This window comes from Neobacillus sp. BF23-41 (assembly GCF_041106275.1).
Map to the genome: position 1 here is coordinate 1 of NZ_JBGBPR010000036.1, position 14,865 is coordinate 14,865.

Consider the following 14,865-nt stretch of genomic DNA (forward strand, 5'->3'; position numbering starts at 1 on the left):
GCACGCCGCCAGCGTTCGTCCTGAGCCAGGATCAAACTCTCCAAGAAAGTTGATTAGCTCATTTTGTTACGTTGGCTCATGTTCTTCATATTAATAGAAGAAACACGATTTTTTTATTGTTTGTTGACGTTTTTGTTTGTTTAGTTTTCAAAGAACAATCTATCGTGTCAGAAGCGACATTTATCATTATATCGAATCTCTTTCACTGTGTCAATATAATAATTTAACTTTTTTCGCATCACTTTTAACTAATAAAACTGCCGTCAAAAGCAACTTCCTTATAATAGCACCTTCGATTTACTTATGCAACAGAAAGTTTTACTTTTTTTTAATGGACTGTTCATTTCCTCAAAACTTTTTTGAAATCGCCCCCCTTCCTCTCGAATCATAACCAAATTCAACCCTTCGAAATGATGAGAAGAAGAAAGGAATCAGAGCGATTATCCCTGATTCCTTTCTCTAAATCCTATTTTATTTTGTCTACTTTTGGGATTGCAACGCACAGGCACCTAGCCTAGCATTTTGTATTGGGCTTTTACTAGTTCATAGTAAACTCCTTGTTCTGCCATTAGTGTGTTGTGATTTCCTTGCTCAAGGATATGTCCATGGTCCAGTACAATAATTTTGTCTGCTTCTCTGATGGTTGAGAGCCTATGAGCAATCATTATGGCGGTTCTACCTTTTAATAATGTTTTTAATGCCTTTTGAATTTTTACCTCAGTCTCTGTATCAATGCTCGCTGTTGCTTCATCAAGGATGAGAATTTTCGGGTCAGCCAGGAGTGCTCTTGCAAAGGATAGAAGCTGACGTTCCCCTACCGACAAGACATTGCCTCGTTCTTCCACTTCTGTTTGATACCCTTTCGAAATTTGAGTAATGAAATGATCAGCGCCTACTGCTTTTGCCGCTGCGATCACTTCCTCATCGCTGGCGTTGGGATTCCCATAGCGAATGTTTTCCATAATGGTACCCGAAAAGATAAACGTATCCTGCAGCACCACACTAATTTGCGAGCGCAGGCTGGCAATCGATAAATCTTGTATAGGACAGCCATCAATTTTGACAATACCTCCTGTAGCATCATAAAATCGGCTCACCAAATTAGCAATGGTTGTTTTCCCTGAACCCGTATGCCCGACAAGCGCTGTCGTCTCACCTGCTTTAATCATAAGAGAAACTCCATTTAACGCTTTACGTTTTCCATCGTAAGAAAACTCCACCTCTTCAAAATCAATATGGCCTTTAATCGAGGAAAGTTTAATAGGATTCGGAGATTCTATCACACTAGGTCGTTCATCTAAAAACTCAAACACACGCTCAGAAGAAGCCATTCCAATTAGAAGCTGGTTATACAATTGCCCAAGACGAGAAATCGGCTCCCAGAACATGCCTAAATAAAAGGCAAACGAAACAAATTCCCCAATGGTACACTCGCCGCGTGCAACAAGAACCGCCCCATACCAGATAAGAATAGCCGTCCCCACAGCATTCGTCATCTCGATAAGCGGGCCAAACATCGCATTTTTTTGGACTGCTTGCTTCCATGTCTGATAATTTTCTTGGTTGAGCCCCTTAAAAAATTGGATATTTTCTTTTTCTTGCGTATAGGATTGTGTAATTCGAATACCTTGAATACTTTCATTTAAGTGAGAATTTATTTTTGACTGTTTAAGCCGAACGTCTTGCCACAATAACCGGATTTTTTTTCGCAAGCTGGTTGAAATGAAAAACATAATCGGCAAAATAATCATAATCGCAATGGTGAGCTTTACGTTCAGTGATAATAAGATAAAAATAGTAGCGAACAAAAGGAGAAAATCGGTTAAAAGATTAATGACCCCACTTGTAAACAACTCCTGTAAGGAATTAATGTCATTCATAATCCTTACTAGAATGGATCCGGCTGAACGCTGGTCAAAAAATTTATGTGATAAGGATTGTACATGTGTAAATAAATGCCTGCGCAAATCATAAATTACATCTTGGCCAAGCCTGTTCATCCAGCGAATTCTTAACGAATTGCTCAAATACGATAACAAATATAATCCTGAAATGATAAAAACAAGCTGCATCAACAGGGTTGTATCTTTATCAATAATAGCCCGATCAAGCGTGTATACTCCAATTAAAATCGGGATAATTAAACGGATCGCCGTTGAAAGAATAACAGCAGCAAACGAAAGCGGCAGTAAATTTTTAACATAGGGTTTTAAATACAGTAACAATCGCAACATTTGCTTCCAGTTAAACGGTTTATCAATCACTAGATCCTCAGAGTAATGAAATCGCTCTAATATCAGTTGTTTCTTTCGATTTTCTTTCATGGTTCCACCTACCTTACTGCCTTTTCGATAATCGCTGCTTGATCCTGGTATTGAAGGGTATAAATTCTTTGATAGGCACCATTATCGGTGGTTAGCTGTTCATGCGTGCCTCGTTCAATGATGTTCCCGTCTTCAAGGACTAATATTTCATCTGCATGCTTCAACGATGAAATCCGATGGGCAATAATAAATGTGGTCCGCCCCTTCATCACTTCCTGAAGGGCCTGTTGAATTTGAAATTCGGTTTCCATATCCACCGCACTTGTCGAATCATCTAATATGAGAATAGTAGGATTGGTACAAATGGCGCGGGCAATTGCAATTCGTTGCTTTTGTCCCCCTGAGAGACCCATTCCCCGTTCGCCAAGCATGGTGTCATATCCATTAGGCAATTCCATAATAAAATCATGGGCTTGAGCACGTTTTCCTGCATCGATAATCTCTTCCATCGTCGCGTCTGGTCTTCCGTATGCTATATTCGCTTTGATCGTCGATGAAAAAAGGAAGGTTTCCTGTAAGACAACCCCAATTTGTGAACGCAGCATTTTCAATTCATATTCCTGAATCGGGCGGCCATCAATGAGAATGGTCCCTTCCGTTGGCTCATAAAAGCGTGACAAAAGCTGGATAATGCTTGTTTTCCCTGAACCGGTCGCACCGATTAGGCCAATCGTTGAGCCCGGAGACGCATCAAAGGTAATATGCTGAAGGGCTGCTGTTTCTTCCATTTGATAGTGGAACGTAACATCTTGGAATACGACATGTCCTTCTAGATGATCGATCGGCTTTACATCCTTACCATCATAAATAGTTTCAGGCGCTTCTAATACTTCAAGAAGCCGCTCACCGGAGGCTTTCGCCTGGGAGAACATATTGATGGTAAAACCAAGGTTCATGATGGGCCACATAATATACCAAACGAGACTGTAAAAGGCCACAAGCTCACCAGGGTTTAGTACACCCTGAATAACCTGAAATCCCCCGTATCCCAATAAAGCGACTACAGAAATATTGCCGATCAGCTCCATGAGCGGGAAGTACTTTGCCCAGACAGCTGCCGTAGTAAGTTGTTTCGTTCTATAAACTTGATTTGTCTCATTAAATCGCTCTATTTCCACCGCTTCTTTTGATAAAGCTTTAACCGTGTGAATGCCGCTAATATTTTCTTGTACCTTCGTATTTAATTGTCCAAACGATTCGCGAATCCCTCGAAAAGCGGGATGTACAGCTTTGTCAAATTTATAAGCAGTCACACATATAAAGGGTAACACCACCAGGGTGACGAAGGTGAGCGAAACAGAATAATACAACATCACACACAAACTAGCCCCAACTTGAATGACAAAACGAAGAATCTCAACAAATCCAAAGGAGACAAAAATGCGAAACCCTTCTACATCTGCGGTTAACCGTGACATTAAGTCCCCTGTCTTCGCATTATCATAATAACGGAAGGATAGCCGCTGCAGTTTTTCATAGAGGGCATTTCGAAGCAGATACACAGATTTAATTCCAAACATATCCGCCAAATAATGTTGAATATACGTTGATAGCCCTTTTACCGCCATGATCGCGATAAATCCAAAGGATATCCAGGGTACCCAATCATATTTCTTACCAAGCACCACCTCATCAATTGTCATTTGCAAAATGATTGGATAGACAACCGTAATAGCCGCGACGACCAGCAGGAAAAGCATCGACCAAATAAAATCTCTTTTATAAGGGAGATAAAAGGATTTTAATTTTTTAAAAACTAACATCTCTTCCTCCTAAAGAAAAAATTTTCATCCTTTACATCATATAAAGTTTACGTCAAAAATATTTCGCAATTACGAAATTTCGAATAACTAATTTTTTTAAAAAAATATTCCAAGACTCACTTCTTTAAAAGTCCAATGCATTGTCATCCCTCTAGGAAATCGTCACAACTCTTCCTTTTAATTTTAAAAAGTGAAATAAAGCCCCGATTAAGTTGGCATCATTATGAAATTGACAGGCTTCCACCATAATATCCAGCGTAGAGATATCATCCTTCAGCAGCTTCAATTCTTGATTGATGCCGTCAATCACTTCTGACCGCTTGCTTATTCCTCCGCCGATTAAGATTTTTTTCGGATCGAGAGCATATTTCAAATTATAGATTCCGATCGCCAGCTTTTTGTAATATTGATTAATACATTCGTTGACAAGAGGATCACCTTCTTCAGCCAAGCGAAATACGGCTTCCCCGTCCAACGTTCCTTTTGCAAGTGACTTTCTCATTTCCACTTCTTCTATCAAAGCCCGGGTCGATGCCAACAGGCTCCAGGTCGATTGCAGCGGATGCTTGGGCGGGTTCCCCATTATCATAAAACCAAACTCACCGCCGTGAAGAGTAGCTCCACGCAAAATCGTTTGATTGATAACAATACTGCCGCCAATTCCTGTGCCGATGACAATGCAAATATAGTAATCCGTTTCTTTAGCCGCCCCGATCCAACCTTCTGCCAAGGCTGCACAGTTCGCATCATTTTCAATCGACACGTCTAGGCCAGTCCGTTCCTTTAGCAAGTCTGTCATGCCTACTCCATGGATATAGGGAATAGCGCTTGCACCGCCAATAAAGCCTCTATTCACGTCTACAGCACCAGGCGAACTTAAGGCGATCCCTTCAAGATCAAACAAGCTTTTATATTTCGTTACTAGTTCTGTGATATTTGTCAGTAATCGGTCTAATCCTTGTTGAGGAGTTGGAATCTTCCCGCTTTCTAGTTTCTTGGCTTGATCATTCATGACCGCATACTTGATATAAGTGCCGCCGATATCAAATACCATGTAAGTTTTCATGAAAATTCCCTCCAATTATTGAAGCCATGTTTGTTGTGTCAACAGGGCCGCCCCGATGACACCTGCCTTTGTATCTAAGGAAGCACACTCAATTTGTACCTTTTTACGCAACTGTGGATATAAATAGTCATTTACTTTTTCAAGAAGGAGCGGCATAAGATATTCCTTTGATTGCATGACTCCTCCGCCCAAAACAATGATGTGCGGGTCAACGGTATGAACAACATTGGCAATTCCTTTTGCCAATGATGCAACCATTTGCTCAACAATCACGACCGCTTCTTTCTCACCCTGCATCGCCATTGCGAATACTTCGCCTGCGTGTCCTGTAATCCCTAATTTTTCTTTTCCATGTCGTTTTACAGCCGTCCCGCTTGCCAATGTTTCTAAGGATCCGATATTCAAGGCAGGGTGCGGAGGACCGTCTCGATCAATGATCATATTGCCCACTTCACCTGCACAGAAATGGGCACCCTGAATCAATTGATTCCGATAGACAAACCCTCCCCCGATTCCTGTACTAACGGTTATATAAAAAACAGACTCTTTTCCTTTACCAGCCCCAATCATGGCCTCTGCGAGAGCCGCTGCATTGGCATCATTATCAAGGACAACTTTTTTCAGTAAAGCTTTTTCTAGCATTTCAACCAATGGGATACGATCCCACCCAGGTAAATTATTCGGACTTAAAATAAGTCCTTGTCTTAAATCCAAAGGACCTGGCGAGCCGATTCCGATGGCTTCAATATTTCTTTTCTGCAAAATCCCCTCGCAAAGTTGAATCATCTGATTAATGACATAGTGGGGGCCTCTATCGCTTTCCGTTGTTACATGAAGCTCTTCTATTATTTGTCCCTCCAAGGTCACAACGGCAATTCTTAAATTTGTTCCTCCCAAATCAATACCAAGAAGATATTTTTCCATTCCGTCCACTTCCTTCAAGCAAGTTCACTAGAATACTAATTTAACAGGATCACACCTCTTACCATTCTTCCATATTAGAAACCGTTGTTCTCAGACAGCTGTTTATACCATCTGCCTGATTTTTTTATTGTCCGTTTAAAATCATTCGTTAGATCTACTTCTACTAATCCGTATCGGTTCTTATAGGCATTTGTCCATGACCAGTTATCCATAAATGTCCAAAGATGATAACCAAGGCAATTTGCCCCTTCTTGAAGACCTTTATGAACCCATTTCAGGTGTTCTTGAATAAACTCAATCCGATAATCATCCTCAATATATCCGGCTTCATTACGGAATTTCGCTTCCCCTTCAACCCCCATGCCATTCTCTGAAATAAAGAATGGGATATTACCATAATGATCGCGAATGTCGATCATGATGTCATAGATAACTTCCTCACAAATTTCCCAGCCACGGTGCGGATTGATTTTACGATTTGGCATGATATAAGGATCAAATAGATGTTCCGGCATAAATGGAGCGTCTTTAGGTACCTGCTGTTCCTTTGCTTTTACACGGCGGGGCTGGTAATAGTTCACTCCTAAAATATCAATCGGATTGTTTTTTATGACTGCTAAATCTCCCGGTTCCACTGTTGGCAGTAACTCTCTATCTCTTAAAATTTCAACTAAATCCTTCGGGTACTCCCCTTTTGTGACTGGATCAAGAAAGCTGCGGTTAAAGAATAAATCCGCAATATGAGCAGCTTTGACATCGTCCGCGTCCTGGCTTCTTGGGTAGGATGGTGTCAAGTTGAGGATAATGCCAATCTTGCCGTCTAAATTCAACTTCTTATAAGCCTCGACTGCTAAGGCATGGGCAACAATGGTATGATGGGCAACTTGTGCACCACGTTTGAAATCTACAACATTAGGGTAATGCAAATGATATAAATAACCGGCCTCTACAGGAACAATCGGTTCGTTAAAAGTAAACCAATACTTGACCCGGTCCCCGAACAATTGAAAGCAGATTTTCGCAAAGTTTACATAGGCCTTGATGACTTCCCGGCTTTCCCAGCCGCCTTTTTCCTGCATGCACATCGGCATATCAAAATGATATAGATTCATGAACGGTTCAATATCATTTGCCAGTAGTTCATCAATCACTTGGTTGTAAAAGGTAACGGCTTTTTCATTCACTTCCCCGACTCCATCTGGAATCAATCGTGACCATTGGATGGAAGTGCGGAAGGAAGTATGACCCGTTTCTTTCATAAGCTGAATATCTTCTTTAAACCTATGATAGAAGTTAGAAGTATGCTCAGGTCCTACAGCATTATGGAAACATCCCGGCTCGATGCTATACCAATAATCCCAAATGCTTGATTTTCTCCCATCGATAGTTGCGGCACCTTCTGTTTGCGGTCCGGATGCAGCACTTCCCCACCAAAAGTTTTTTGGAAAACGATAGCTGAGGTTATTCCCTTGAATAAAATTTTCCATTGTTCATCACCGACTCTTTTTTTAATAAATTCTTTATTGTTAAAAAGGCTCATTAGAACCATGTTGATCGTTAAATTTTTCTCCACTCACTTGGTGTGGTTCCAACATTTTTCTTGAATTGCTTATAAAAGTAAGTGGTATCCGAATACCCTACTTTTTTCCCGATTTCACCTGCTCGATAGTGGGTTGTTTTTAGTAATTCCTTCGCTTTTTCCAATCGATACCGATTAAGGTATTCAGAGAAGACCACTCCAACTTCTTTTTGAAATAACTGTCCAAGGTAGATAGCGTTTACATGAAACTGTTGGCCCAATGTTTTTAATGATATTCCTTGATCGTAGTGGGCATGTATAAACTTTAGAACATTTTGCACAATCGGACTGCGCATATTCACTTGATGACTAATCGACAGAATCAGTGCATGGCAATACTCCTTCAAAATGGTTCTCATTTGATCGATATCCGAGCTATACACCATTCTTTCAACAGCTGCTGTATAATGGGAAAGGTCATCTGTCTGGATGGAATAATGGATATACGAAATTAAATCAAAGGTATATTTGCTAGCAACCTGTGGTGAGATAAATTTGGTTCTCTTCGTAAGATTTTGAAAAAATAGTTCAATCATATGTAACGTGTCTTCATCTGCATTCACTAGTTGTTTTACGATATTTTCTTTAAATTCTTGCTGTTTTTTTAATTCGTCTTGTTTATCAATCGCCAACCGATCTGAAATAAGCACATTGGGCTCTGAATAAAGTTGAAGCAAACTATTTTCTCTTGCACAGGTAAAACTTTCTTCCAATCTATCGATCGTTTGAACCGGATGTCCCATTGATAAATAGAAAACACCTGTCCCTTTTTGCCCATCACGCAGCTGCTGTACAAGGGTTTGGTTCCATGTATATAACGCTTCTTCACTCGTACTTTCAAAAATAATTATGAGTTCTTGATTTGGACTATAAAGACAGGTGGCCGAAACATTCTCTTCAATAAAGTTCCTGATCTTCTTAGAAACCTCAGCATGATGATAATGTTCAAACTCTAATATTGAGACATTATAATACGGTTGTTGAAAGGTAATATGATATAACGCCAATCTTTCAAGACAGTCACGTTTGTCAATTTCACCATTTATAAAGCGCCATAACGTATTATCCTTCATCGTTGTCGTTTCCTGTGTATAATCCGGCCCTGTCACCGCATTCAATTTCTGGCCTACATTTTGGACGGTCGTCAATAATTCCTCTTCATCTACAGGTTTCAATAAGTAGTTTTCGATTCCTAGTAATAAACCTTGTTTAATATACTCAAACTCCTGATAACCTGTTAAGACAATACATTTGATCTGCGGCTGAAATTTCCTCGTTTCTCTAATTAACTCCAAGCCTGACATTTCGCCCATTAAAATATCTGTTATAAGAATTTCGATCGGATTCTCCTTTAGATAAGCAAGGGCTTCTTCCCCGCTTTCAGCAGTGTAGACAATCTCAAATCCGTAATCCTCCCAATCTAAGAGCTTCTTAAGTCCTTTCGTAATAAGCGGTTCATCGTCAACAAGCAGGACCTTATACACGGCTGGATCCCTCTACTGGAATGGATATTTTGACCATCATTCCTTGGTTATAGTCACTTTGAAGGGTAATACCAAACTGGTTCCCATATTTCAATTTTAAGCGTTGATGGATATTTCTAAGACCGATTGATTTCATTTCTTCCCCATCCTCACGATTGATATGATTCACTATGTTGGATAACTCCTCTTCCGTCATTCCTTTACCATTGTCTTGTACACGTATTTCGATTTTATCGCCAAGATTAGCGGCACATATGAACAACTCATTATCCGATCGTTCCTTTTTAAAACCGTGAACAAAGTAATTTTCGATAATCGGCTGCAGAATTAATTTTTGAATGAGTATTTGGTCCACATCACTAGCAATATCAAAATGAACGTGTAATTTATCCGGATATTTAAGCTGCATCAATTTTAAATATTGATTCACATATTCAATTTCAGTATAAAAAGGAACCATGTCTTTAGATTCTAACGAATATCGAAACAGTTTGGCCAAATGGAAAATCATTTTACTAGAGGTTTTTGAGCCTTCTACGACTGCCACCATCCGTATTGCTTCGAGCGTATTGAATAAAAAATGTGGATCAATTTGTGCTTGAAGGGCTTTCAATTCCGCCTGCTGCTGCTTCATAGTTAGCAGATAAAATTGTTCAATATTATGATTCAATTCATTTAACATGGAATTGATGTTGACAGCAATCCTCGATAATTCATCTTCATGTTTGGATTCAGGAATCCGTGCGTCTAAGTTTCCCTTTTCCACTTGACGAATAATAGAAACTATTTTATTAATTCTCCTCGAGTAATTTCGCATAAATGAATAGGATATTAAAATAGCAATTAAAATGAGAAAGGTAATAACAATCCACATCGTTCCCCTGACGATCGATAACTTCTGCCATCCTTTGTCAGGAATAACACCTACAAACGTATAATCACCCATATTGGCAATCGAATTAATATAATAGTTATCATGTTCCCACTTTATTTTCGTCTCATTCGTTTCATGTTTGACCTTATCTAAAATAGCAAGGGGAACCCCCTTATTCACGGAATAAACAATTTTGCCGTCCGCATCTAGCAAAAAAATAGAAGTTGGTGCCCCTTCATGTTTTTTTACAATCTTGTCTAAACGGTCTGTCGAGTAAAAAATAGACACGACACCTATTTTTTTGAGCGTTACGGGATTGTTAATAGCAATCTCTTTGGTAATGGTATTTCTTAATTTCCGGCTCCTTGGCAGGCTTTCTTCCATTACATGAGGATAGCCTAGGTTGAGAAGCGGACCTGATATGGTTGAAGGGCCAATAATGCTTTTATTCCATCGTATGTTATTATTAACTATCAAATATTCAATAGCGGGATTTTCCGACGAACGTAAACTTACCGCATTAATATCACTATCTTGACTAAAGAACCCATTAAAATAGGTATCAATATTTCTCGGAATAAACGATTGATCTTCTGAGAATTTATCTAGACGATATTCCAAATATTTCTCATAGCCATTGTTAAGGGCAAAGGACATATCATCAATCATATCCCCCTTAACATAGAGATCTCTTATCGCTCTATTAATATCTGCATCCTTACCGGAAAAGTAATCTTCTACTCTTTCCATCGTTCTAGTATTAATATTAACTTCCTTTTGAATAATGATATCTGAATAATAGTTCGTAATCGTCACAATTAAGACAATGACCGTCACAATGATGGTTATGGAAGAGGTTAAAAATAGTCTATTAAATATTTTTTGATTAAAATTTCCTTTTCTTTTCAATTCCATTTCAATTTCCTCAATTATTCATAGTGTTTACTCAATTTTAACACGCTGGACTAGATTTAACCCCCGAAGACCACACCCAATTGTATTGCGAGTTTGATTATGTCGAAGAATCTTTAAACAATGAAGAAATAAAATCAAGCTGGGAGTTTTTCAACCAGCTTGATTTTATGGATTATTTCCCTTCCTTTTCCTTCCATTCATCAAATTGCTTTTGAATTTCTTTTAATACTTTGTCAATTCCAGCTTCTTTCAACTTTTTATTGTATTTTGGCAAGTATTCTTCTGGGTCAACAGAACCTGTTGCCAAAGCTGGATAGAATTCCTTAGAGATATTCGTAATAGACGCAAGTTCCGATCTTACTGGGTCACTGTTAAAATGGAAACCAAGAGTTGGTGCCGGTTTTGCAGCATTGTTAAATTCCTTGAATTTTTCCCATTTATCTTTAGGATCATTTTCATATAAATCTAAGATAAAGTGATTTCCAAGCGAATAAGTTGGAACGTTATATTTATCGATACGCGCTGGAAGATCTTTAATGGTTCCATCTGCATTCTTTTCGTAATGAACGCCTTCAATCCCTTTGTCAACAAGGTTACGAAGGTATGGGTCTGTGTTAAGTAGATTTAAGAATTCCATGACTTTTTTAGGATTTTTTGATGTAGTCGAAATGGCCTGAAGGGAACCCGATACAGAATCATTAAAAGTGGTTGGTTCTTCAGCTGGCACAGAAACAACCTCATATTTTGCAGAACGAGACCACACTAAATCAGCATACGGTTGGGAATCACCCATCCGAACAAACCAGTTTTCAACATCCATTGGCCAAGTATCTTTGCTTGTCGCGGCATCTGCCTTGATATAGCCGGCTTTATAATATTTATGCATCGTTTTATAGGTTTGCATGGTTAAATCGTCTTCAAAGAAATTAACGACATGGTCTCGATCCCCTTTAAGAGGGAAGGCAAAAGGCATTTCATTATTAAAGACATAGTCATATGGAAGATAGGCTTTAACTGTTGCCATTGGAGTAATCGAAGCTTCATTCTTTTTAATGACTTGAAGCATCGGCTCGAGATCTTCTAAGGTTTTCACCTTTGTAATATCAAATTTGTATTTGTCGACAAGACGTTTATTGAACGTATAAACAGATTGTCTGGCAGCTTCTTTATTAGCAGGAATACCATAGGTCTTTCCGTTAATTTTAACTCCTGCTAATAGGGTAGGATCTAACGCCGCTTTTAATTCTTTCCCTTCAGTATCTAACAATTCATCAATTGGTTGGAAGGCCCCTTTTTGCGCATTTTGGACGTATTCCGTACCATTAGTAAAGATAATATCAAAAGGTTCGCCTGAATTAATAATAACCTGCGTTTTTTGCTGCCAATCACCCCAGTCAATTTGGGTCATATTAACAGTGGCATTAATTTTTTTCTCTAAATATTTATTTACTTCGGCAAATACTTTATCTGTGTCTTTTTGTGGGGTTCCAATGGTGTACCATTTAATTTCATAGGGCTCGCCATTTTTGCTGCCTTTTTCTGAAGTGGAACTGTCTTTACTAGTGCATGCGGAAAGAATGGTTCCAATCGATAAAACTAATGCTAGTAAAAATATTAACCGTTTCTTCATCTTGACTCTCCTCTTTCTCTTTCTATTTTTATTCTTTAACACCGCCGATAGTCAGTCCGCTAATAAAGTACTTTTGAAAGAACGGGTAAGAGACTGCTATTGGTAAAGTGGCGATTACGACCATAGCCATTTTGGCTGAATCTTGTGGGATGGTATTAAATAAGCTTTGCTGCATTAAGCTAATATCAACATTTTGCCTCATAAATTCTAGGTTTGCCTCTATTTTCATAAGTAAGGACTGGAGTGGCACTAAATTGGGCGAATCAATGTAAAGCAAGGCATTAAACCAATCATTCCAATAACCTAGGGTACTAAACAAGGCAATTGTGGCAATCCCTGGTAAAGAAAGCGGAAAAACGATTTGGAAAAAGGTTCTCCATTCGCTTGCCCCATCTATTCGTGCAGATTCCAAAATCGATTCCGGAACAGATTTTATAAAGAATGTTCTCATGATGATAATATAAAAGGCATTCATGGCAAGCGGTAATATTAATGCCCAAATGGAATTTTTCAAATGTAAGAATTGAGTGGTAATAATGTAACTTGGAACTAAGCCCCCGCTGAAAAGCATCGTGAAGAACGCTAGGAATGTGAAAAATCTTTTATACTTAAATTGGGGTCGTGAAATCGCATAAGAATAAAAGGTAATCATCAACACACTAATAAACGTTCCAACAATCGTAATAAAAAGGGTGACACCGTAAGAACGGAATAATTGGTCCTTCATATTCCATAAGTATTGATAAGCATCGGTACTCCAAGCCTCCGGTATAAGTTGAAAGCCATTTCTCACAATGCTTTCCTCACTGGTAAAGGAAATCACAATAACATAGAGAAAAGGAAAGACACAGATCAAAGTAAAAATACCTAACAGTACACTTATAATCCTATTGGTGACCGGGTGAAGCTCATGAGGATTTCTGGTCTTTTTCCGTTTCATTTTCACCAGCCCACCATTAATTTCTTTCGCGGGTTGGGATACGACTATAGATGATTGGGTATTATGAATTTCATTTGGCATATAGATAGCCGCCGGGCGACCTTTCCTCCCTTCGTGAAGAATTTAACATTAAAATAATGCACTTTCCTGATCAACTTTTCTAACAATGTAATTCGTTATCATCACCAAGACGAAACCAACTGCCGACTGATAAAGACCTGCTGCCGTACTCATACCAATATCCCCTAAGGTCATAAGCCCCCGGTAAACGAACGTATCAATAACATTGGTAACCGGATATAAGGCCCCCGAATCTCTTGGTACTTGATAAAACAATCCAAAATCGGAGTTAAATATTCTACCAATATTCATAATGGTTAAAATAATCATTAATGGCTTCAGCATTGGTAAGGTGACATGCTTGACCTGCTGCCATTTTGTCGCGCCATCAATCATGGCAGCCTCATAATAAGTTTTATCAATGCCGACGATCGCTGCTAGATACACGATACTGCCATAGCCAATCCCCTTCCACAGGCTCATAAATACAAGAATAAATGGCCAATATTTTGGCTCGCTATACCACGAAATGGCATCTATGTGAAACCAGCCAAGGATATTATTCAAAAGACCACGATCTGCACTCAAGAAGGTAAATACAAAATAGCTGCCGATAACCCATGAAATAAAATGCGGGAACAGCATTCCGGTTTGATAAAACTTGGATAACTTCCGATTAACAAGCTCACTGAGTAAGATAGCGGTTACAACCGCTGCGACAAGTCCTAACACAATAAAGACAAGATTGTATAGGATGGTATTTCTTGTAATAATAAAGGCATCTTCCGTGCTAAACAAATATTTAAAGTTATCCCAGCCCACCCATTCACTATTCATGACGCTGGCAAAAAAACCATCTGGATCAATCCTAAATTTCTTAAAGGCTAAAACTTGTCCAAACATAGGCAAGTAAGAGAACAATAATAACCAAATGGTTCCAGGTAAAACCATAAGCAGCCAAATTCGATTTTTATAAATATCACTCAACATTCCTTTCATGCTTTTCCTCCTCCCTTTCAATGTAAGCACTTCCATATTTATATTTTATAGCTGTCATGATTCTATTTATAGTGAACTTATTTAGGATTAACTGCAAAAATCATATATAGATTTTCTAAATAATCAAATTTTATTTCTGACTAGAATCATTCACTTTGAATCAATGAAAACGTAGTTGGAATGACGGTTTAGAGTTTACTAACATTAATCCAGTAAATCTATAGTTTATTTAGTATAGCGCTTACATAATAGTTGATAGTATAAAAGTGTTGTTTCTGAAAATTAGAAAACTTCCTATTAAAAGGAA

General features: G+C 38.7%; 10 protein-coding genes. All 10 read right to left on the minus strand.

What is annotated here, in order from left to right; genetic code table 11:
- Positions 1 to 509: 509 nt before the first annotated feature.
- A complete protein-coding gene (locus AB7942_RS27490) occupies positions 510 to 2,324 on the minus strand; it encodes an ABC transporter ATP-binding protein (protein ID WP_369449314.1) in 1,815 nt (604 codons plus the stop codon).
- An 8-nt stretch (positions 2,325 to 2,332) separates the two neighbouring features.
- Positions 2,333 to 4,087 (minus strand): ABC transporter ATP-binding protein, encoded by a 1,755-nt coding sequence (locus AB7942_RS27495; protein WP_369449315.1) that lies wholly within the window; start codon positions 4,085 to 4,087, stop codon positions 2,333 to 2,335.
- 151 nt (positions 4,088 to 4,238) lie between these two features.
- On the minus strand, positions 4,239 to 5,153 hold the full coding sequence (locus tag AB7942_RS27500) for an ROK family protein (protein WP_369449316.1): 915 nt from the start codon (positions 5,151 to 5,153) through the stop codon (positions 4,239 to 4,241).
- Positions 5,154 to 5,168: 15 nt separating this feature from the next.
- Entirely contained in the window at positions 5,169 to 6,077 is a 909-nt protein-coding gene (locus AB7942_RS27505; protein ID WP_369449317.1) for an ROK family protein, read from the minus strand.
- Positions 6,078 to 6,151: 74 nt separating this feature from the next.
- A complete protein-coding gene (locus tag AB7942_RS27510) occupies positions 6,152 to 7,564 on the minus strand; it encodes a glycoside hydrolase family 1 protein (protein WP_369449318.1) in 1,413 nt (470 codons plus the stop codon).
- A 70-nt stretch (positions 7,565 to 7,634) separates the two neighbouring features.
- Positions 7,635 to 9,140: a response regulator transcription factor gene (locus tag AB7942_RS27515; RefSeq protein ID WP_369449319.1), complete on the minus strand. Its 1,506-nt coding sequence runs from the start codon at positions 9,138 to 9,140 to the stop codon at positions 7,635 to 7,637.
- Positions 9,133 to 10,929 carry a sensor histidine kinase gene (locus AB7942_RS27520; RefSeq protein ID WP_369449320.1) on the minus strand — a complete coding sequence of 599 codons (1,797 nt, stop codon included), beginning with the start codon at positions 10,927 to 10,929 and terminating at the stop codon, positions 9,133 to 9,135. Before AB7942_RS27520 ends, AB7942_RS27515 begins: the two co-directional genes overlap by 8 nt.
- 172 nt (positions 10,930 to 11,101) lie before the next feature.
- On the minus strand, positions 11,102 to 12,559 hold the full coding sequence (locus AB7942_RS27525) for an ABC transporter substrate-binding protein (RefSeq protein WP_369449321.1): 1,458 nt from the start codon (positions 12,557 to 12,559) through the stop codon (positions 11,102 to 11,104).
- Between the two features lie 28 nt (positions 12,560 to 12,587).
- Positions 12,588 to 13,580, minus strand: a complete 993-nt coding sequence (locus tag AB7942_RS27530) for a carbohydrate ABC transporter permease (RefSeq protein WP_483310932.1) — start codon at positions 13,578 to 13,580, stop codon at positions 12,588 to 12,590.
- 48 nt (positions 13,581 to 13,628) lie between these two features.
- Entirely contained in the window at positions 13,629 to 14,558 is a 930-nt protein-coding gene (locus tag AB7942_RS27535) for an ABC transporter permease (protein ID WP_088089957.1), read from the minus strand.
- Positions 14,559 to 14,865: the final 307 nt, after the last annotated feature.